The following is a 20268-nucleotide window of genomic DNA, read 5'->3' on the forward strand; positions in this document are numbered from 1 at the left end:
TCGAACAGGCCACCCTCAGACGGGCGCCGCCTCGTGCCCGGTATAGCCGGAGATGATGATGACGTCGGCCACTGAAACCTGCTGCCGGATGGCCAGCGCCTTCTGGTATCCCGGCGAGAAATAGCAGGCGCGCGCCGTTGCCACGTCCTTGAACGCAATAACGACGTACCGCGAACGGCCGTGGCCTTCCAGCAAGTGGTTGCGCCCGCCGCGCACGACGAACCAGGCGCCGTGTTCGGCGAGCGGCTCGGCATTCGCCGCCACATAATCCTTGTAGCGCTCGGGATCGGTCACATCCACCTTGGCCATCCAGTAGCCGCGGGGATGATCCGCCGTGCCCTCGGGCGGCGGGGCCGGCGAGGGCTGCGGGCCGTCATAGCCCTCCACCGCCGCGAGGTCGGCGATGGCTGTGTTGCGGCGCAGGTCGCGCACGCGCTGGTATTCGGGCTGGTTGTAGAGGCTCAGCGCGTCGTCGTAGGAGGGCAGTTCCACCAGCACGTTGCGATGGCGCTTGATGCCTTCCAGCTGCTCGAAATCCCCGCCGCGGATGACGAAGCGCAAGTCGTGCGTCCGCGCATAAGCGAGGTTTGCCTCCCGGTAGGTGATGTAGTCCACCGGGTTGACCACATCCAGATTGAGGAACCAGTAGCCCTTCGCCATCGCTCCGCCCCCGTCACGCGCCCTGAAGTTCGGCAAGAATCGCCTGCGCCGCCGCGACCGGATCCTCGGCCGCCGTCACCGGCCGGCCCACCACGATGCGGTCGGCGCCCGCCGCCAGCGCCTCGGCCGGCGTGGCGATGCGCTTCTGGTCGCCCACCGCCGCACCCTTCGGCCGCACGCCCGGCGTCACCACCCGGCGGTCGGGACCGAGGATGGCGCGCACCATGGCGGCATCGGTGGGGGCGCAGATGACGCCGGCGATGCCGGCATCCCGCGCCTGCCCGGCGCGCAGGCGCACCGTCTCGGTGACGCCGCCAACGACGCCGGTGGCGGCGAGGTCGGCATCGTCATAGGAGGTGAGCACGGTGACGCCCAGCACCTCCAGCTTGCTCCCGGCGGCACCGCGCGCGGCGGCGGCCATGGTCATGGGATAAGCGTGGACGGTGAGGATGTCGAAGCCCCGCTCGGCGGCGGCGGCGGTGGCCCGCTCCACCGTGTTGCCGATGTCGTGGAGCTTGAGGTCGAGGAACACCTTCTTGCCGGCGGCGATGAGGTCCGTGGCAAGGTCGATGCCGCCCGAGACCGCCAGCTCCAGCCCGATCTTGTAGAAGCTCACCACGTCGCCAAGCTGGGCGACCGCGGCCTCGGCGGCGGCGACGGAGGGATAGTCGAGGGCGACGATGAGCTTGTCGCGGACATCCGCGCGGATCGGGGTGCCCTGAACAACCTGCGTCATGCCGTCTCCTCCATTGCGCGCCAGCGGTCCGGCCGTCGCGCGGGACCCGCGCGGAACCAGCAGCCGCCCCCGACCGGTGGCTGGTCGTGGACGCGGGAGATGGGGTAGCCCGCCAGGTGGCACAGAAGCAAGGTGCCCACGCCGCCATGGCCGACGAAGAGAAGGCGCTGTCCCGCCCCTCCATAGGCCGCGAGCGCCGCCTCCACCGCCGCGACGATGCGCGCCTGCGCGTCCACCGCCCGCTCCCAGCCCCGCACGCTCTCCATGGGGCGGGCGAAGAAGGCGTCGGCCATCTCTTGGAATTCGGCTTCGGGCAGGTATCCGGTGGCGGAGCGGTCGTTCTCCTCCATACCGTCGCGGATGACGACCGGAAGCCGGAGGGGCGCCGCGAGGAGCGCTGCCGTCTCCTTCGCCTTCTCCTCGGTGGAGGAGATGACATGGCTGATGCCGGACAGATCGAAGCGCGCGGCGAAGGCCAGCGTGCGCGCCCGCCCGACAGCGGACAGGCCCCAACGCGGCACGGGGACGGCGGGGTCCACCTGGACCTGGGGATGGGTCAGATACAGGAAATCCGTCACGGGCGGCACCGGCGGCGTAAGGCCGGCGCCGGACCGGCCGGGAAGAGGATCAGGGCCGGCGATAGGCCCAGACGCGGGCCGGGGGGATGTTGCGCCACACCCGCGGCGAACGCTCGCCCTCGATGGCGCCCGGCAGCAGCGGCACAGGCGAGACCACCGCATAGGTGAACTGCACGAAAGGCATACCGGAATGGGAGAGGTCGAACGCCTCGTTGACCATCCGATGGCGCTCGCTCTCCGGCATGGTGAAGAGCGGCAGCGAGGACACGGTACCCACCGCCTTGCCGGGCAGGCGGTCCTTCAGCGTCTTGCCGAGCTGGTAGGCATCGCCGTTGATGACGGTGACGCCGGGATAGCGCAGGCGCAGCAGGGCGCAGAATTCGGGATTGTACTCGATCAGGAACAGGCGCTCGGGGGCAAAGCCGCGCTGGAGCAGCGCCTTGGTGACCGGGCCGGTGCCGGGTCCAAGCTCGATGACCGGGCCGTCCATCTTGGGATCGAGGTAGCTCGCCATCATCTTGGCGAGCGCCGGGCTCGAAGGCGCGACCGCGCCGGTCTTGAGCGGATTCTGGAACCACGACTGCAGGAAACGCACCTCGTCCTTGAGGTTCGGCTTCTGGAGCAGGGGCTTCTGGAGCGGCCTGCGGTGGTCGTGGGACTGGAGCATCAACTGCACCTCGGGCGCCCGAGCGGGTCGGATATCAGGCGCTTAGACGGGAAAGGGGGCCGGGTCAAGGTTCGCGGTTCGGGCGCAGGGCCCCGTGAAGCAGGTTGTCGAGGGCTGCCGCTAGGAGAGCCTCCTCGGGAGCGACGAGAAAGGCGGAGCAGGTCAGCTTGAGGCTGACCATGCCATGCAGGACGATCCAGAAGGTCAGGGCAAGGCCCTCCAGGTCGAGCCCGTCCCGCAGCCGTCCGGCGGTGGCGAGATCCTGGAACACGCCGCCGATAAGCGCGAAGGCCGCTGCCCCGGCCGCATCCTTGCCGCCCAGGGCGGTGGTCGCGAATCCCGGCTCCATGAAGATCAGCCGGTAAGTCTCGGGCTCGGCGCGCCCGAACGCCGCATAGGCGAGCCCCAAGGCCTTGAGCCGCTGCAGTGGGTCCACCGTCTTGCCGGCCTCGGCCAAAGCTTCAAGGAGCGCGCGCATGCCGGCCTCGCCGAGTTCGCGGGCGATGGCCTCGCGATTCTCGAAATGCAGATAGAGCGCGGCGGCCGAATAGCCGGCGGCCTCGGCGATCCGGCGCATGGTGAGCGCTTCAAACCCCTGGTCGAGAACGATCCGGCGCGCCTCGGCGAGGATCCGGGCGCGGGCGTCTTCCTTCCGGCGGGCGCGCGGCGAGCCGCCGACGGGTGGGGGCGAGGACTTCACTTCGGACACGACGGATCCCTGCCGCTTGACATGAACGATGTTCAGTTTATGAACGATGTTTAGTGAACACTGTTCAGGACATCACCTTAATGACCTCCCCCGCTCCCCTGCAAGCCGTGAACGCGCCCCGAATCGCACTCGTCGGGGCGACCGGCGCCGTCGGCGGCAGCATCGCCCAGGCCCTGAGCGCGGCCGGCACGCCGTTCGCCGTCGTCGGGCGCTCCGCCGCCGGCCTCTCCGCCGCCTTCCAAGGGCATCCGCTCGCCACCCCGCGCGTCTGGAACCCGGAGGACATGACGAGCCTGCGCGCAGCCGTGCGCGGGATGGATACGCTCGTGTACATGGTGGGCGTGCCCTATGACGCCTTCCGCCTCCACCCCCGTCTCATGCGGGCCGTGATCGAGGCGGCTGAGGCGGAAGGGGTGCGGCGGGTGCTGCTCATCGGCACCGCCTATCCGTTTGGCCGGCCGCAGGCGGCGCGCATCGACGAGAGCCATCCGCGCATGCCGCACACCTTCAAGGGGCAGATGCGCAAGGAGCAGGAAGACATCCTGATGGAGGCGGACGCGCGCGGCGCGCTCAAGGGCCTGATCCTGCGCCTGCCCGATTTCTACGGCCCCGGCGTGGAGCGCAGCTTCCTCGCCGACCTCTTCGCCGCCGCCGCGGCGGGGCGCCGGGCCAAGGTGGTGGGGCCCATCGACACCCCCCACGAATTCGTCTTCGTGCCGGACGTGGGACCGGTGGTGCGGGCCCTGCTCGGCCGGGAGGACGTTTTCGGCCGCAGCTACAATCTCGCGGGGGCGGGCACCATCACGGTGCGGGAGGTGGCCCGGCAGGCCTTCGCCCTCGCCGGGCGCGCGCCGAAACTCATGGTCGCGGGTAAGACCATGCTGCGCCTCGCCGGCCTGTTCGATCCGGTCATGCGCGAACTCGTGGAGATGCACTATCTGATGACCACGCCGGTGATCTTCGACGGCAGCGCCCTCGAACGGGCAATCGGCCCCGTCGCGAAGACGTCCTATGCCGACGGCATCGCCCAATGCATGGAAGCGGCGCGCGCCGGCTGACCGCCGGCGCCGATCACGCCCCCTCGCCGGCCGCGCCCTGGAAGAATTCCTTCACCTTGGCGAAGAAGCCGGCGGATTCGGGATGGGTCTCGCCGGAGCTTTCCTTGTCGAATTCGGCGAGGAGCTCCCTCTGACGCTTGGTCAGCTTCTGCGGCGTCTCCACCACCACCTGCACATACATGTCGCCGGCGGAGCGCGAACGCAGGATGGGCATGCCCTTGCCGGAGAGGCGGAAGCGCTTCTGCGACTGGGTGCCCTCGGGGATCTTCACCTTGGTCTTGTCGCCGTCGATGGTCGGCACTTCCACCGCGCCACCCAGCGCCGCCGTGACCATGGAGATGGGCACGCGGCAATAAAGGTCCGCCCCCTCCCGCTGGAAGAAGGCGTGCTGTTCGATGGACAGGAAGATGTAGAGGTCGCCCGCCGGTCCGCCGCGCACGCCGGCCTCGCCCTCGCCGCCGAGGCGGATGCGGGTGCCGTCCTCGACGCCGGGCGGAATCTGCACGGAGAGGGTGCGCTCGCGCGTCACGCGCCCCGCACCGGCGCAGGCGCCGCACGGGTCCTCGATGACGCTGCCGCGGCCCTGGCAGGTGGGGCAGGTGCGCTCCAGGGTGAAGAAGCCCTGCGCGTGGCGGATCTTTCCGGCGCCGCCGCAGGTGCGGCAGGCCTTCGGCTGGGTGCCGGGCTTGGCGCCGGAACCGTTGCAGGCCTCGCAGGCGACGGAGGTGGGGATCTTGATCTGCGCTGTCTTGCCGACGAACGCTTCCTCAAGGGTGATCTCCATGTTGTAGCGCAGGTCCGAGCCGCGCCCGCGCTGCTGGCCGCCGCCACCACCACGTCCGCGGCCCATGGCGCCGCCGAAGAGATCGTCGAAGATGTCGGCGAAGGAGGAGGCGAAATCGTTGCCGAAGCCGGGGCCGCCCCCGCCATTCTCGAACGCGGCATGGCCGAAGCGGTCATAGGCGGCGCGCTTCTGGGGGTCCTTCAAGACCTCGTATGCCTCGTTGACCTCCTTGAACATCACCTCGGCTTCCGCATCGCCCTGGTTGCGATCGGGATGCCACTTCATGGCGAGCTTGCGGTAGGAGGCCTTCAGCACCGTCTCGTCGGCGCCGCGATCGCAGCCGAGGGTTTCGTAATAGTCGCGCTTGGCCATCGTCTGCCTTCACCTGCCACTTTGGCGCTTGCCTCGCCCGATCGCGCTGCAATAGCGATCGGATGCCGGTCCCCAGCCTCACGCACCCCGCTCAGCATCTGGAAGGAGGGTCGGCGCTGTGTCCGGCCTGCGCCCGGTCAGCCCGGGAAATAACGCCTGAAACGGCGCGAATCAAATTGCCGCGACTGCGGCGAGAAAACCGGCGGGGGTCGCCCGCCGGTTTCTTTTAAAGTCACGCCGACTTCTTCTTGTCGTCGTCGACCTCGGTGAACTCGGCGTCCACCACGTCGTCCTTCTTGGCCGCGCCGGGCTCCGCGCCGCCCTGCTGGGCCGCATACATGGCCTCGCCGAGCTTGAGGGAGGCCTGGGCCAGGGTGTTGGTCTTGGCGGTGATCGCCTCCACATCATCGCCTTCCAGCGAGGACTTGAGATCGGCCAAGGCCGCCTCGATGGCACCCTTCTCAGCCGCGCCGACCTTGTCGCCATGCTCCGCGACGGCCTTCTCGGTGGAGTGGACGAGGGCTTCCGCGTGGTTCTTGGCTTCCACCAGGGCCCGACGCTTCTTGTCCTCGGCCGCGTGGGCCTCGGCGTCCTTCACCATCTTCTCGATGTCGGCGTCATTCAGGCCGCCCGAGGCCTGGATGCGGATCTGCTGCTCCTTGCCGGTGCCCTTGTCCTTGGCGGAGACCTGCACGATGCCGTTGGCATCGATGTCGAAGGTCACCTCCACCTGCGGCACGCCGCGGGGCGCCGGGGGAATGCCCATGAGGTCGAACTGGCCGAGGATCTTGTTGTCCGCCGCCATTTCGCGCTCACCCTGGAACACGCGGATCGTCACCGCGGTCTGGCCATCCTCAGCCGTGGAGAACACCTGGCTCTTCTTGGTGGGGATGGTGGTGTTGCGGTCGATGAGGCGGGTGAACACGCCGCCCAGCGTCTCGATGCCCAGCGACAGCGGGGTCACGTCAAGCAGCAGCACGTCCTTCACGTCGCCCTGGAGCACGCCCGCCTGGATGGCGGCGCCAATGGCGACCACCTCGTCCGGGTTGACGCCCTTGTGGGGCTCCTTGCCGAAGAACTGCTTCACCACTTCCTGCACCTTGGGCATGCGGGTCATGCCGCCGACGAGGACGACCTCGTCGATCTGCCCGGCGGTGAGGCCGGCATCCTTCAGCGCGAGCCGGCAGGGCTCGACGGTCCGCTGGATGAGGTCGTCCACCAGCGCTTCGAACTTGGCGCGGGTGAGCTTCATGGTGAGGTGCTTCGGACCGGTCGCATCCGCCGTGATGAAGGGCAGGTTGATCTCGGTCTGCGTCGCGGACGACAGCTCGATCTTGGCCTTCTCGGCGGCTTCCTTCAGCCGCTGGAGGGCGAGCTTGTCGTTGCGCAGGTCGATGCCCTGCTCCTTCTTGAACTCATCGGCGAGGTAGCCGACGAGGCGCATGTCGAAGTCCTCGCCACCGAGGAAGGTGTCGCCGTTGGTGGACTTCACCTCGAACACGCCGTCGCCGATCTCCAGCACCGACACGTCGAAGGTGCCGCCACCGAGGTCATAGACCGCGATGGTGCCGGCCGACTTCTTGTCGAGGCCATACGCCAGAGCAGCCGCGGTGGGCTCGTTGATGATGCGCAGCACCTCGAGACCGGCGATGCGGCCGGCGTCCTTGGTGGCCTGGCGCTGGGCGTCGTTGAAGTAAGCGGGGACGGTGATGACCGCCTTTTCCACCTTCTCGCCCAGGAACGACTCGGCCGTCTCCTTCATCTTCTGCAGGATGAAGGCGGAGATCTGCGAGGGCGAATACTTCTTGCCGTCCGCCTCGACCCACGCGTCGCCGTTGTCGGCGCGCACGATGGAGTAGGGAACGAGCTTCTTGTCCTTCTCGACGGTCGGATCGTCGTAGCGGCGGCCGATGAGGCGCTTCACCGCGAAGAAGGTGCGCTCGGGATTGGTGACGCTCTGCCGCTTGGCAGGCTGGCCGACGAGACGCTCGCCGTCTTCCGTGAAGGCGACGATGGAGGGCGTGGTGCGCGCGCCCTCGGCGTTCTCGATGACTTTCGGGGTGGACCCCTCCATCACCGCAACGCAGGAATTGGTGGTGCCGAGGTCGATACCGATGATCTTGGCCATATGGTTCTCCTTGCCGGCAGGCCGACCGGGCCCTTGCGGCGCCCGAGGTGGAACGTCGCGAGCCCCTCCCGCGACCGATCCGCCGGCCCCCTGAAACTTAGAATTGGGGTTCGCCGCGAAAACGGCGATCGAGGCGCATATAGGGGGGGTGATTTGGCCCCGCAAGGCGTGGTAGCAGGCGCCACGCTCCATTTTTCACAGCCGCGCGAGGAAATCGGATGGCCCTTTCGAAGCCAACCGCCGTGCCGGGTCCTGGAGCCGATCCGCGCGCAGCTCTCATCCTCGTCGATCTCCAGGTGGACTTCCTGCCCGGCGGTGCCCTTGCGGTACCCGGCGGCCATGAAGTGGTGCCCCTCGCCAACCGGCTCGCCGCCGGCTTCCGCAACGTCGTCCTGACGCAGGACTGGCACCCGCAGGGGCACATCTCCTTCGCTTCGACCCATCCCGGCCGGGCGATCTACGACATGATCGACCTTGCCTACGGCCCGCAGATCCTGTGGCCGGACCATTGCCTGCAAGGCACGCCCGGCGCCGGCTTCGCGCCGGGCCTTGAGGTGCCCCATGCGCAACTGGTGGTCCGCAAGGGCCACCACAAGGGCATCGACAGTTATTCCACCTTCTACGAGGCCGACCGCACCACGCCCACCGGCCTTGCCGGATACCTCCGGGAGCGGGGGATCGATACGGTCTATCTTGCCGGCCTCGCCCTCGATTTCTGCGTCTCGTGGTCGGCGGTGGATGCCGCGCGGCACGGATTTACCACCTCCGTGATCGAGGACGCCTGCCGGTCCATCGACGTGGACGACTCGCTTAAGGCCGCCCTTGCGGACATGGACAGGGTCGCGGTCCGCCGGCTGGTGGCGGCAGACCTTCTCACCTGAGCTCAGGACCGCGACGGCGGATTATCCCTGGTCGGCGGCGGTCATCATGCCAAAGGGGGCGCCAGTGGCGTCGCAGACGATGGCGATGCGGCCGACGCCGGGAATGTCGAACGGTTCACGCACCACCTGCCCGCCCGCGGCCTTCAGAAGCTCCACGCGCGCACCCACATCGTCCACATTGATGTAGCTGAACCAGTGGGGCGGCACCTGGGGCGGCAGGATGTCGGTCTTGTCCATCATCCCGGCCACCGGCTCGCCGCCGAGGGTCGCGACATAATAGGCGTGGCCGCCATCCATGGGCATCTCGCTGAAGGTCCAGCCCAGCGTCGCGGAATAGAAGGCCCGCGCCTTCTCCACATCGTCGGTCAGAAGCTCGTTCCAGTAGAATTTCCCGTGCGGGCCCATCGGCGCCTCCCTCGAACCGGCCGGATGGCCGGCGGCACTATGCCCGAGGCACGGCGCCGCCGCCACGCGGCCGGAGCCTTACTCCACGATCAGGATGATCCGGCGCGAGCGCGGCTCCACCACCGCCGCCTCATTGCCGGGCAATGTGACGTAGCGGTATTGGGAGAGGCCGGCGTCCGGCGCGTATCCGGCCTGGTCCAGCGTCTGGTAGCCGCCATCATCGTCGAAATCGGGCTCATATCCCGGCTGCGCCACCGCCTGTCCGTAGCGGCCATAGGACTCCGGCCCGTCGCCGAAGCGGCGCAGGTCGACATCGGGCGGCACCACCGCCCCGACCTCCGCCACGAAGCCGCCGGGGATGTAAGCCGGCGGAACCGGGTGGCGCACCGCATAGGTCTCGATGTAGCGCCGCTGCACCGGCGTGAACGTCACATAGCCGCCGGGCACCGCCACCGTGGTCTGGGCAGACGCTGGGGAGACACCGCCGGCGAACACGATTGGCACGAAGGCGACGGCGGCAAGGCCGGCCATCAGCAGCGGACGCGTCCGACCACGAGGGAAAAGACCATTCGACAGGAGATGATTGCGCATGACGACAACTCCTCTTCCCGAGCCCCGCCCCGAGAAGACATCGTCCGCGTGGATTCTGTCGGCATATGGCCGAAACTTCAGATGAAATATATAGTTACTACCTTGTTAAAACCGGCGCCAGGACAAGGGAAAGCCACCATGCCGCTGCCGCTTCCTCTTCAATCCGCCAAGATCCTGTGCGCGAACATCACGTGCGCAAAGATCGCGACGTCCGGCCGATGACGGGATCTGCGGCGGTCGCGCCGGCTCCCCTCGAACTCCAGCCCGGCGCCCTCTGGTTCCGCGAGGCGCTGGACCGGGAGGCGCAGGCGGCGCTGCTCGCCGACATCCGGGTGGTGCTCGCCGAAGCGCCCCTCTTCACCCCCACCATGCCGCGCTCCGGCCAGCCCTTCTCGGTGCGCATGAGCAATTGCGGGCCGCTCGGCTGGGTGTCGGATGCCGCCGGCTACCGCTACCAGAGCTTCCACCCGGACACGCGCCGACCCTGGCCGGCCATGCCGCCGCAACTGATGGACCTGTGGGAGCATCTCGCCGGCGGGGCGCCGCCGCCCGAGGCGTGCCTCATCAATTATTATGCGCCGGACGCCCGCATGAGCCTGCACCAGGACCGCGACGAGGCGGACTTCACCGCGCCGGTGCTGTCGGTGTCGCTGGGCGATACCGCCATCTTCCGCGTGGGGGGCGAGACGCGGCGGGGGCTGACGCGCTCCATCCACCTCTCATCGGGCGACGTCTTCCTGCTGTCGGGACCGAGCCGCCTCGCCTTCCACGGCATCGACCGCCTGCTGCCCGGCACCTCCCGGCTGGTCGAGGAGGGCGGGCGTTTCAATCTCACGCTGCGGCGCGTCACCGCCGCGTGATCGGCCACTTTTCCGCCACGTCATTCACAGAAAAGCCGGATTGCCGCCGGACACAGGCAGACCGGCCCGCAGGCGAAGGCCCGCTTTGGCCGGGTCCCGCCGGAGCCCTCGATGCGCCTCGCTTCCAAGTCCGCCTTCCTCTCCGCCGCCTTTGCTGTCCTTTTCGCCTTCGCGCTGGTCCTGCCGGCGGGTGCGACGGAGGTGATGTTTCCGCGCGGCTCGGCCCTCGGCCTCGTGCCGCCGCCGGGCATGGTGGAGAGCAATCAGTTCGCCGGCTTCGAGGACGACGCGACGAAGTCTTCCATCCTGGTCGTGGACATGCCGGCCGATGCCTATGACCAGCTTCTGCCCGGCTTCAGCGAACAGGCCCTGAACACGCGGGGCGTGACCCTGGAAGACCGCGAGGACTTCCCGCTCAAGGACGCGAAGGCGGTCCTGTTCATCGGCCGTCAGACCGCAGGGCCGGTCACCGTGCGCAAATGGGTGCTGCTGGTGGGCAGCGAAAAGGGCACGGGCATCGTCACCGTGCAGGTGCCGGAGGCGGGCCTCTCCACCTATCCCGACAAGGTGGTGCGGCAGGCGCTCTCCACCATCACGTTCCGGAGCGTCGCCGATCAGGCGAACTCCCTGCCCTTCGCCGTCACCAATCTCGCCGGCTTCCGCCCCGTGCGGGCGCTGGGCGGCACCACGCTGCTCCTGACCGATGGGCCGAAGGATGTGCTGGACGGCCCCGACCAGCCGGTGTTCGTCGTCTCCATCGCCGGCGGCGCGCCACGCGACGACGAGCGCCGCCAGTTCGCCCTGCGCGCCCTCTCCACCATTCCCGGCGTGAAGGATCTCAAGCTCGACCGGGCCGAGCCCCAGCGCATCAACGGACAGGCCGGCTTCGAGGTGATGGCCACCGGCGCAGACGCCCGCACCGGCGTGCCCATCAAGGTGGTGCAGTGGATCCGTTTCGGACCCACCGCCTATATCCGCATGGTGGGCGTGACCAAGCTCGACGCCTTCCCCGACGTCTATGATCGCCTGCGCGCGCTGCGGGACGGCGTGGAGGGTCGCTGAGGGGCGCATTGCGCCGGTACCACCCGCGGGACTACGCTTCGCGGTCACTTCCTCCGACGGGGACCGCTCATGCCCATGTCCGGGCGCAAGGATACGCCGAGGGAACAGCTGCCCGACAGTCCGCTCGCCGGCGCGCTTTCCCTGCCGCGGGCGGGGTCGGACTTCGGCGCCATCGATGCGGACGAGGCGTGGATCGCCGTCATCCGCAAGATGGACGAGACCTATGCGGAGCTGGTCCGCCAGCAGGTAGAGCTGGAGGCCAAGAACACCGCGCTTGAAGAAGCGCAGGGCTTCATCGCCGGCCTCCTCGGCTCCATGACCGACGTGCTGGTGGCGTGCGACCTCTCCGGCCGGGTGGAGCAGGTGAACCTCGCCGCCGAGCGCGCCTTCGGCCTCAGGGCCGACGCCCTCCTCGGCCGTCCCCTGTCCGATCTGCTCGACCCCTCCTCCGAGACCACGGCGGCCGACGTGCTCGCCACCGTCGCGCGTCGCCAGCGCATCGCCGACCGCGAGTTCACATTGGCGACGCCGGACGGGCCGCTCGCCATCGCGGTCAACGGCGCGCTGAGGTTCGATCCGCGTGGACGGGCGGTGGGCATCGTGCTGGTGGGCCGCCCCATCGGCGAGCTGCGCGCCGCCTACGGTGCCCTCGCCAAGGCCCACGAGCATCTGAAGCGCACCCAGCAGCAGCTGGTCCATGCGGAGAAGATGGCGTCCCTCGGCCGCCTCGTGGCCGGCGTCGCGCACGAGCTCAACAATCCCATCTCCTTCGTCTACGGCAACGCCCATGCGATGAAGCGCTATGCCGAACGGCTGATCGCCTATCTCGATCAGGTCCATGCCGGCGCAGACGCGACCGCCCTCGCCAAGGCACGGGGGGAATTGCGCATCGACCGGGCGCTGTCCGACATCCCCGCCACCCTCTCCGGCATGCTGGAGGGCGCCGAGCGGGTGCGCGACATCGTGGCGGACCTGCGCCGCTTCTCCTCCGACCGGCGCGAGGCGCGGGAGGTGTTCGACCTCGCCGGCGTGGTCCGCTCGGCGGTGGACTGGGTGGCGAAATCCCAGATGCCGGACCTGCCCATCACGGTCGCCGTGCCCGAGGGGCTGGAGGCGGTGGGCCATCCCGGCCATATCCATCAGGTGATGATGAACCTCGTGCAGAACGCCGTGGACGCCATGGAGGGCCGCGCCGACCGCCGTCTGGAGATCACCGGCGCGCGCTTCGAGACGCCGGACGGGCTGCAGGTGGCGGTTCGGGTGCGCGATACCGGGCCGGGCATTCCCGACGCCCTCATGGACCGCATCTTCGACCCCTTCTTCACCACCAAGCCCGTGGGCAAGGGCACCGGCCTCGGCCTCTCCATCTGCTACCGCATCGCTGAGGAGCATGAAGGGCGGCTTGAAGCCGCGAACCATCCCGAAGGTGGCGCCATCCTTTCCCTCGTGCTCCCGGCAGCCCCATGAGAAACGCACCCTTCACCGTGCTCTGGCTGCAGTCGGGCGGCTGCGGCGGCTGCACCATGTCGCTGCTCTGCGCCGAGGCGCCGGACCTCGCCGCGACCTTGGCCTCCGCCAACATCCGCTTCCTGTGGCACCCGACCCTCTCGGAGGAGACGGGGGACGAGGCCATCGCCCTTTTCGAGGCGGTGCTTTCCGGCGATATCCGGCTCGACGCCCTGTGCATCGAGGGCGCGCTCTTGCGCGGGCCGAACGGCACCGGGCGCTTCCATACGCTCGCCGGAACCGACACGCCGACCATCGACTGGGTGCGCCGGCTCGCCGCCGTGGCGGAGCATGTGGTGGCGGTGGGCACCTGCGCGGCCTATGGCGGGGTGACGGCGGCGGGCGTCAATCCGGCCGATGCCTGCGGCCTGCAATATGACGGGCGCCGGCCGGGTGGCGCGCTCGGCGCCGAATTCCGCGCCCGTGCCGGCCTACCGGTCATCAATGTCGCCGGTTGCCCGACCCATCCCAACTGGGTGACGGAAACGCTGATGCTGCTCTCCGCCGGCCTTCTGCACGGTGGCGACCTCGACAGCTACGGCCGCCCGCGCTTCTACGCCGACCACCTCGTGCACCATGGCTGCCCGCGCAACGAATATTACGAGTACAAGGCCAGCGCCGAGAAGATGAGCGACCTCGGCTGCATGATGGAGCATCTCGGCTGCCTCGGCACCCAGGCCCATGCGGACTGCAACACCCGCCTGTGGAACGGTGAGGGCTCCTGCACCCGCGGCGGCCATGCCTGCATCAACTGCACCGCGCCCGAGTTCGAGGAGCCGGGCCACGCCTTCATCGAGACGCCGAAGATCGGCGGCATCCCCGTGGGCCTGCCCACCGACATGCCCAAGGCCTGGTTCATCGCTTTGTCATCCCTCGCCAAGGCGGCGACGCCCGAGCGCCTGCGCCGCAATGCGGTGAGCGATCATGTCGTCACCCCGCCCGCCGTCCGGGACATCAGGAAAAGATGAACGAGGGTACCAAACGGCTCGTGGTCGGCCCCTTCAACCGCGTGGAGGGCGACCTGGAGGTGCGCCTCGACGTGGCTGATGGCGCCGTGCGGCAGGCCTTCGTCTCCTCGCCCTTGTTCCGGGGGTTCGAGCGCATCCTGGAAGGGCGCGACCCGCGCGACGCTCTGGTGATCGCGCCACGCATCTGCGGCATCTGCTCGGTGTCACAGTCGCACGCGGCGGCGCTGGCGCTGGCGGCGCTGGAGGGCGTGGTTCCCACCGACAACGGGCGCGTCGCCACCAACCTCATCCTCGCCACCGAGAACGTGGCCGACCACCTCACCCACTTCCACGTCTTCTTCATGCCGGACTTCGCCCGCGCGGCCTATGCCGACCGGCCGTGGTTCGCCGAGGCCGAACGGCGGTTCAAGGCGGCCCACGGGCTGAGCGTGCGCGATGCCCTGGCCACCCGCACGACACTCCTCCACGTCATGGGCCTGCTCGCCGGTCGCTGGCCGCACACCTTGGCGCTCCAGCCCGGCGGCGTCGCCAAGGGGGCGGACGCGCGGGACAAGATGCGGCTGCTGGCCACCCTCGGTTCCGTGCGGGCGGACCTTGAGGCGCGCCTCTTCGGCGCCCCGCTCGAGCGCGTCGCGGCGCTCGCCGACGCGGAAGAGCTGGACGCCTGGCGCCTGAGGGGGCCGGACGGCGACTTCCGCCTGTTCCTCACCATCGCCGAAGACCTCGGCCTCGCCGCGCTGGGCCGGGCCGACGACCGCTTCCTCTCCTACGGCGCCTATCCGCAGGAGGAGGGCCGGCTCTATGCGGCTGGCACCTTCGCAGGCGGTCGCCTCGGCTCGGTCGACACCTCGGCCATCGCCGAGGATCATTCCTTCGCCCGCATGGAGGGGCGGGAGGCGCCGCACCATCCGTTCGAGGGCTCGACCTTTCCCGATGGCGCCGACGAGACGGGCTACACCTGGTGCAAGGCCCCGCGCCTTTCGGGCCTGCCCTTTGAGACCGGCGCCTTCGCCCGACAGGTCATCGCCGGCCAGCCCCTCGCCCGCGACCTCGCGGCGAAGGAGGGGGCCAACGTCCGCGCCCGCGTCGTCGGGCGGCTGATCGAGGCCGCGCGCACGCTCCTCGCCATGGAAGACTGGGTGCGGGCCTTGAGGCCCGGCGAGCCCTGGTGCGCACAGGGATCCCTGCCGCAGGAGGGGCGCGGTTTCGGCCTCACCGAGGCGGCGCGCGGGGCGCTCGGCCACTGGATGGTGGTGGAGCGCGGCCGCATCGCACGCTACCAGATCATCGCCCCCACCACCTGGAACTTCTCCCCCCGCGACGCCTCCGGCCAGCCCGGACCGCTGGAAACCGCCCTCGTCGGCGCGCCGGTGCGGCAGGGGGAGACGACGCCCCTCGCCGTGCAGCACATCGTGCGCTCGTTCGATCCCTGCATGGTCTGCACGGTGCATTGAGGGGTCATGGACGCGGGCGAAATGGACGGGGCGCTGGGCGAGACCATCGAGATTTCCGGCATCGTGCAGGGCGTGGGCTTCCGGCCCTTCGTCTATCGCCTCGCCTTGCGCCTCGGTCTCGACGGCACCGTCTCCAATGCCGGCGGGCGGGTGCTGATCCATGCGGGCGGCCCGCGGGCGGCCCTCGAAGCCTTCGCCGCGGCTCTGGTGGCCAAGGCGCCGCCGCTGGCGCGCATCGAGCGGGTGGAGCGCCGTCCGGCCGCTTTGCCGGAGCCGGGCTTCCGCATCGTTGAGAGCGGGGCCGGCACCGTCTCCATCGGCGTGGTGCCGGATGTGGCGACCTGCCCGGCGTGCCTTGCGGAGATCGCTGATCCCACCGCCCGGCGACACCGCTACGCCTTCACCAATTGCACGGATTGTGGCCCGCGCTTCTCCATCGTCGCCGGCCTGCCCTATGACCGGCCCGCGACCACCATGGCCGGCTTTCCCATGTGCCCGGCCTGTCGCGCGGAATACGAGAACCCCGCGGACCGTCGCTTCCACGCCCAGCCCATCGCCTGCCCCGCCTGCGGCCCACGCCTCTGGCTGGAACGGGAGGGGGCGGAGATCACCTCCACCGATCCCATCCACGATGCCGCCGAGTTGTTGCGGGCGGGACGCATCCTCGCGGTGAAGGGCATCGGCGGCTTCCACATCGCCTGCGACGCCACCGATGCCGACGCCGTCGCCATCCTGCGCGCCCGCAAGCACCGCCCCACCAAGCCGCTGGCGGTGATGGCGGACCTTCCCGCTGCGCACCGCCTCTGCGTCATCTCACCGGAGGAAGAGGCGACGCTGCTCGCCCCCTCCGCACCCATCCTGCTGCTGCCGCTCCGGCCGGATGCGGGCCTTCCCCCCGGCCTCGCGCCGGGCCAGAGCCATCTCGGCCTGATGCTGCCCTATACGCCGCTGCACCACCTGCTGATCGCGGCGGCCGGCCGGCCACTTGTGATGACCTCCGGCAACCGTTCAAGCGAGCCACAGATCTTCCGCGACGACGAGGCCCGCACCGGCCTTGCCGGCATCGTGGACGGCTTCCTCCTGCACGACCGCCCCATCGCCCGCCGGCTGGACGACAGCGTGGCGCGCTTTGCCGCCGGCAGACTGCGCGTGATCAGGCGGGGGCGGGGCTTCGCGCCGCTCCCCCTCGCACTGCCGGAGGATTTCGAGGGGGCGCCGCCGGTGCTCGCCATGGGCGGCGAGCTCAAAAGCGCGCTCTGCCTCACCCACGGCGCCCGCGCCCTTCTCTCCCACCATCTCGGCGACCTCGACGAGCCGGCCACCGGCGACGCCTTCGAGACCGCATTGGCCGATTATTCCGCCCTCTTCGCCCACACGCCGCAGGTGATCGCGGCGGACCTCCACCCGGACTATCGCGCCAGCCGCTTGGGCGCCGCCCTCGCGGAGGCGCGCGGGCTCCGGCTGGAAAGCGTGCAGCATCACCATGCCCACATCGCCGCCACCATGGCCGAGAATGGCTGGCGGCGCGCGGACGGCAAGGTGGTGGGCATCGCCCTCGACGGGCTGGGGATGGGAGACGACGGCACCGTCTGGGGCGCCGAGGTGCTGGTCTGCGACTATCGCGAGAGCCGCCGCCTTGCCCGCCTCTCCCCCATTCCCCTCGCCGGCGGAGATGCGGCGAGCCGCGAGCCGTGGCGGGTGCTGCTCGCCCATCTGGATCGCGCGCTCCGCCGCGCGGCGGTGGACGGGGACGCAGGGCTCGCCGCGCTGTTCGCCGGCAAGCCGGTGCCCACCCTGCGGGCGATGATCGACAAGGGCCTCAACGCCCCCCGCGCCTCCTCCGCCGGCCGCCTGTTCGATGCCGTGGCGGCGCTCCTCGGCCTCGCGCCCGACCGGCTCTCCCATGAAGGCGAGGCGGCCATGGCGCTGGAAGCCGTGGCGGAGGGCGAGGCGGCGCCCTATCCCTTCGCCATCTCCGCGCAGGGCGACCTCATGGAGATCGACCCCGCGCCGCTCTGGCGCGCCCTCCTCGCCGACATTGCCTCCGGGCGCCCCCGGCCCGCCATGGCCGCCGCCTTCCATGCCGGACTGGCGGAAGCGTTCGTCTCGGTCGCGGCAAAGGCGGCGGACGAGGCCGGCATCCACGCCGTCGCCCTGTCCGGCGGCGTGTTCCAGAATGTCCGGCTGCTGGAGGAAACCGTCGCCCGGCTGCGGGCGCGCGGCCTCACGCCCCTCATCCCGTCGCACGTGCCGGCCAATGACGGCGGCCTTGCCTTTGGGCAGGCGGTGGTCGCCGCAGCGCGACAAATGGCGTGAAGCCATGCGGGCGGGGCCGTTCCCGTCCGGCGCGGGCGGGACTATGGTGGGGGTCATGACCACGCCCCATCGTCCGCACCCGCACAGCCGCCCCGAAGGCCGCGCCGCGGGAGTCGTGAAGACCTTCCTCCTCGCCGGCTCCACCCTGCCCGCCCCCGGCCTCTCGCCGGGCCTGCATGTGGTCGCGACGCCCATCGGCAACCTCGCCGACGTGACGGTGCGCGCGCTGGAGACGCTGGCGGCGGCCGACGTGATCGCCTGCGAGGACACCCGCATCTCCCGTCGCCTGCTGGACCGCTACGGCATCCAGACGCATCTCGTGGCCTATCACGACCACAACGGCGCCAGCGCCCGGCCGAAGCTGCTCGCCCGTCTCGCCGCCGGCGAGCGGGTGGCGCTCATCTCGGATGCCGGCACGCCGCTGGTGTCGGACCCCGGCTTCAAGCTGGTGGTGGAGGCAGCCGAGGCGGGCTTCCCCGTGCACCCCGTGCCCGGCGCCTCCGCGCTGCTCGCGGCCTTGGTGGCGGCGGGCCTGCCCACCGACTGCTTCCTGTTCGACGGCTTCCTGCCGCCCAAGGCCGGCCAGCGCCGCAACCGCATCTCCGCCCTCGCCGGCGTGCCGGGCACCCTCGTCTTCTACGAAACCGGCCCGCGCCTCGCAGAGAGCCTCGCGGACCTTGCCGACGTACTCGGCCCGCGCCCCGCCGCCGTATGCCGCGAGCTGACCAAGGCGTTCGAGGAGGTGCGGCGCGCCGACCTGACCGCCCTCGCCGCCCATTATGCGGACGCCGAGCCGCCCAAAGGCGAGATCGTCCTCGTCATCGGGCCGCCCTTGGAAGAGGCGGCTGGCGATGCGGACGTGGATGCGGCGCTCATCCGCGCCCTGAAGGACACGTCCCTGAAGGATGCCGTCGCTGCCGTCGCCGGCGCCACCGGCCGGCCGAAGCGCGAGGTCTATGCCCGCGCCCTCGCGATCACGCAGGCGAAGGGTGGGGACGCCGACGCGGATGCCTGAGACGCCGGCTGGCCCTCCGCCCGACGCGGGAAAGCTGCGCCGCCGCGCGGCCCACGATCGCGGCCTTGCCGGGGAGGAGCGCGCCGCGACGCTGCTCGGCGCCCACGGATTCCACATCCTCGCCCGGCGGGTGCGCACCAAGGCGGGCGAGATCGACCTCATCGCACGGCAGGGGGATCTGCTGGTCTTCTGCGAGGTGAAGCTGCGGGCGCGGCTCGATGATGCCGCCTTCTCCCTGCAGCCCCGCCAGCGCCGGCGCATCGCGGCGGCGGCGGAGGCCTACCTCGCGGAGCACCCCGAGCTTTCTGCGCTGAACATGCGCTTCGACGCCGTGCTGCTCGCCCGCACCGGAGAGGCCGAGCACCTGCCCGGTGCCTTCGAGATGGACGTGTGAGCCGAGTGGCGGTGGGCGCCGCCCGACTATAGATAGGATCCAAGCCCCCATGGGGCAGCGGGAGATTGCCATGGCCCTGAAGGTCGCGGTCCAGATGGACCACATTGCCAGCATCAATATTCAAGGGGATTCCACCTTCGCCCTCCTTTTGGAGGCGCAGCGGCGGGGCCATGCGCTGTTCCACTACACGCCCGACCGCATGGCCATGCGCGACGGCGAAGTGTTCGCCGCCGTGGAGCCGCTGACCGTTCAGGACGAGGCCGGTGCCCACTTCACCCTCGGCGCGCGCGAGCGCATTCCGCTCACCGAGATGGACGTGGTGCTGATGCGTCAGGATCCGCCCTTCGACATGGCCTATGTGACGGCGACCCACCTGCTGGAGCGCATCCACCCGAAGACGCTGGTGGTGAACGACCCCGGCCATGTGCGCAACGCGCCGGAAAAGATCTTCGTCACCGAATTTCCGGACCTGATGCCGCCGACCCTGATCTCGCGCGACCTCGCCGAGATCAAGGCCTTCCGCGCCGAGTTCGGCGACGTGGTGATGAAGCCGCTCTACGGCAATGGCGGCGCCGCCGTGTTCCGCCTCACCGCCGACGACCTCAATTTCGGCTCGCTCTACGATCTCTTCTCCGCCACCTTCCGCGAACCGTGGGTGATCCAGCGCTTCCTGCCGGCGGTGAAGCACGGCGACAAGCGCATCATCCTGGTGGACGGCGAGGCGGCGGGCGCGGTGAACCGGGTGCCGAGCGAGGGCGACCTACGCTCCAACATGGTGCGCGGCGGTGCGGCGCGGCCCACCGACCTCACTGATCGCGAACTGGAAATCTGCGCCCGCATCGGCCCCTCGCTGCGTGAGAAGGGGCTCATCTTCGTCGGCATCGACGTGATCGACGGCAACCTCACCGAGATCAACGTGACCTCCCCCACCGGCCTGCGCGCCATCAAGCGGCTGGGCGGACCGGACATCGCCGCGCAGATCTGGGACCGCATCGAGGCCCGCCGCGCCGCCTGAGGCCACACCAGCCCTCAAGCTCCAACTTTGTCGCGGCGGCCCCCAAGGCCCGCCGCGCGAACCGCTGTGCGGGGACAGGCGCTGTCCCACGAAACGCACCGCCGGGACA

General features: G+C 69.9%; 20 protein-coding genes. 11 read left to right on the forward strand and 9 right to left on the reverse strand.

From position 1 onward, the window contains the following. Positions 1 to 15 precede the first annotated feature (15 nt). The 5 genes from FHT36_RS24830 to FHT36_RS08785 all read right to left on the reverse strand — a co-directional run bounded on the left by FHT36_RS24830 (position 16) and on the right by FHT36_RS08785 (position 3350). Positions 16 to 660, reverse strand: coding sequence for a DUF1330 domain-containing protein (locus FHT36_RS24830; protein ID WP_324255529.1), 645 nt, complete (start codon positions 658 to 660; stop codon positions 16 to 18). Positions 661 to 673: 13 nt separating this feature from the next. After that, positions 674 to 1396, reverse strand: coding sequence for an orotidine-5'-phosphate decarboxylase (gene pyrF, locus FHT36_RS08770; RefSeq protein WP_051678918.1), 723 nt, complete (start codon positions 1394 to 1396; stop codon positions 674 to 676). Continuing rightward, positions 1393 to 1974 carry a histidine phosphatase family protein gene (locus FHT36_RS08775; protein ID WP_169122077.1) on the reverse strand — a complete coding sequence of 194 codons (582 nt, stop codon included), beginning with the start codon at positions 1972 to 1974 and terminating at the stop codon, positions 1393 to 1395. The genes pyrF and FHT36_RS08775 overlap by 4 nt, the downstream gene beginning before the upstream one ends. A 49-nt stretch (positions 1975 to 2023) precedes the next feature. Then, positions 2024 to 2641, reverse strand: coding sequence for a class I SAM-dependent methyltransferase (locus FHT36_RS08780; protein WP_169122078.1), 618 nt, complete (start codon positions 2639 to 2641; stop codon positions 2024 to 2026). Positions 2642 to 2705: 64 nt separating this feature from the next. Next, on the reverse strand, positions 2706 to 3350 hold the full coding sequence (locus FHT36_RS08785; RefSeq protein ID WP_169122079.1) for a TetR/AcrR family transcriptional regulator: 645 nt from the start codon (positions 3348 to 3350) through the stop codon (positions 2706 to 2708). Positions 3351 to 3430: 80 nt separating this feature from the next. Here FHT36_RS08785 and FHT36_RS08790 point away from each other — a divergent pair, with 80 nt between their 5' ends. Then, complete coding sequence (locus tag FHT36_RS08790; RefSeq protein ID WP_169122080.1) at positions 3431 to 4408, forward strand: NAD-dependent epimerase/dehydratase family protein; 978 nt, start codon at positions 3431 to 3433, stop codon at positions 4406 to 4408. A 13-nt stretch (positions 4409 to 4421) separates the two neighbouring features. Here FHT36_RS08790 and dnaJ read toward each other — a convergent pair whose 3' ends face one another. Then, positions 4422 to 5564, reverse strand: coding sequence for a molecular chaperone DnaJ (gene dnaJ, locus FHT36_RS08795; RefSeq protein WP_169122081.1), 1143 nt, complete (start codon positions 5562 to 5564; stop codon positions 4422 to 4424). A gap of 232 nt (positions 5565 to 5796) precedes the next feature. After that, positions 5797 to 7692: a molecular chaperone DnaK gene (gene dnaK / locus FHT36_RS08800; protein ID WP_169122082.1), complete on the reverse strand. Its 1896-nt coding sequence runs from the start codon at positions 7690 to 7692 to the stop codon at positions 5797 to 5799. A gap of 218 nt (positions 7693 to 7910) precedes the next feature. Here dnaK and pncA point away from each other — a divergent pair, with 218 nt between their 5' ends. Then, positions 7911 to 8573 carry a bifunctional nicotinamidase/pyrazinamidase gene (gene pncA / locus FHT36_RS08805; RefSeq protein ID WP_169122083.1) on the forward strand — a complete coding sequence of 221 codons (663 nt, stop codon included), beginning with the start codon at positions 7911 to 7913 and terminating at the stop codon, positions 8571 to 8573. Between the two features lie 21 nt (positions 8574 to 8594). Here pncA and FHT36_RS08810 read toward each other — a convergent pair whose 3' ends face one another. Both FHT36_RS08810 and FHT36_RS08815 read right to left on the reverse strand, forming a co-directional pair. Continuing rightward, positions 8595 to 8978 carry a VOC family protein gene (locus tag FHT36_RS08810; protein ID WP_169122084.1) on the reverse strand — a complete coding sequence of 128 codons (384 nt, stop codon included), beginning with the start codon at positions 8976 to 8978 and terminating at the stop codon, positions 8595 to 8597. 78 nt (positions 8979 to 9056) lie between these two features. Further along, the gene (locus FHT36_RS08815; RefSeq protein ID WP_169122085.1) at positions 9057 to 9569 is read right to left on the reverse strand and encodes a hypothetical protein; all 513 of its coding nucleotides are present in this window, start codon (positions 9567 to 9569) and stop codon (positions 9057 to 9059) included. A gap of 218 nt (positions 9570 to 9787) precedes the next feature. On the opposite strand from FHT36_RS08815, the gene FHT36_RS08820 reads away from it, so the two are divergent. The 9 genes from FHT36_RS08820 (at position 9788) to gshB (ending at position 20159) form a co-directional block, all read left to right on the forward strand. Beyond that, positions 9788 to 10429 (forward strand): alpha-ketoglutarate-dependent dioxygenase AlkB, encoded by a 642-nt coding sequence (locus FHT36_RS08820; RefSeq protein WP_169122086.1) that lies wholly within the window; start codon positions 9788 to 9790, stop codon positions 10427 to 10429. A 111-nt stretch (positions 10430 to 10540) separates the two neighbouring features. Further along, entirely contained in the window at positions 10541 to 11491 is a 951-nt protein-coding gene (locus tag FHT36_RS08825) for a hypothetical protein (RefSeq protein WP_169122087.1), read from the forward strand. Between the two features lie 69 nt (positions 11492 to 11560). After that, positions 11561 to 12958 (forward strand): sensor histidine kinase, encoded by a 1398-nt coding sequence (locus tag FHT36_RS24680; protein WP_169122088.1) that lies wholly within the window; start codon positions 11561 to 11563, stop codon positions 12956 to 12958. Beyond that, positions 12955 to 13965, forward strand: a complete 1011-nt coding sequence (locus tag FHT36_RS08835; protein ID WP_169122089.1) for a HupU protein — start codon at positions 12955 to 12957, stop codon at positions 13963 to 13965. The genes FHT36_RS24680 and FHT36_RS08835 overlap by 4 nt, the downstream gene beginning before the upstream one ends. Next, the gene (locus FHT36_RS08840) at positions 13962 to 15419 is read left to right on the forward strand and encodes a nickel-dependent hydrogenase large subunit (protein WP_169122090.1); all 1458 of its coding nucleotides are present in this window, start codon (positions 13962 to 13964) and stop codon (positions 15417 to 15419) included. Before FHT36_RS08835 ends, FHT36_RS08840 begins: the two co-directional genes overlap by 4 nt. Before the next feature lie 6 nt (positions 15420 to 15425). Further along, complete coding sequence (hypF, locus tag FHT36_RS08845; protein ID WP_246702091.1) at positions 15426 to 17735, forward strand: carbamoyltransferase HypF; 2310 nt, start codon at positions 15426 to 15428, stop codon at positions 17733 to 17735. A 55-nt stretch (positions 17736 to 17790) separates the two neighbouring features. Further along, on the forward strand, positions 17791 to 18750 hold the full coding sequence (gene rsmI, locus FHT36_RS08850; RefSeq protein WP_169122091.1) for a 16S rRNA (cytidine(1402)-2'-O)-methyltransferase: 960 nt from the start codon (positions 17791 to 17793) through the stop codon (positions 18748 to 18750). Next, positions 18743 to 19144, forward strand: coding sequence for a YraN family protein (locus FHT36_RS08855; RefSeq protein WP_169122092.1), 402 nt, complete (start codon positions 18743 to 18745; stop codon positions 19142 to 19144). The genes rsmI and FHT36_RS08855 overlap by 8 nt, the downstream gene beginning before the upstream one ends. 70 nt (positions 19145 to 19214) lie before the next feature. Next, a complete protein-coding gene (gene gshB / locus FHT36_RS08860) occupies positions 19215 to 20159 on the forward strand; it encodes a glutathione synthase (RefSeq protein WP_024281265.1) in 945 nt (314 codons plus the stop codon). The last annotated feature ends 109 nt before the right edge of the window (positions 20160 to 20268 follow it).

It is taken from the genome of Xanthobacter sp. SG618 (genome assembly GCF_012932745.1).
Classification (GTDB): Bacteria; Pseudomonadota; Alphaproteobacteria; order Rhizobiales; family Xanthobacteraceae; genus Xanthobacter; species Xanthobacter flavus.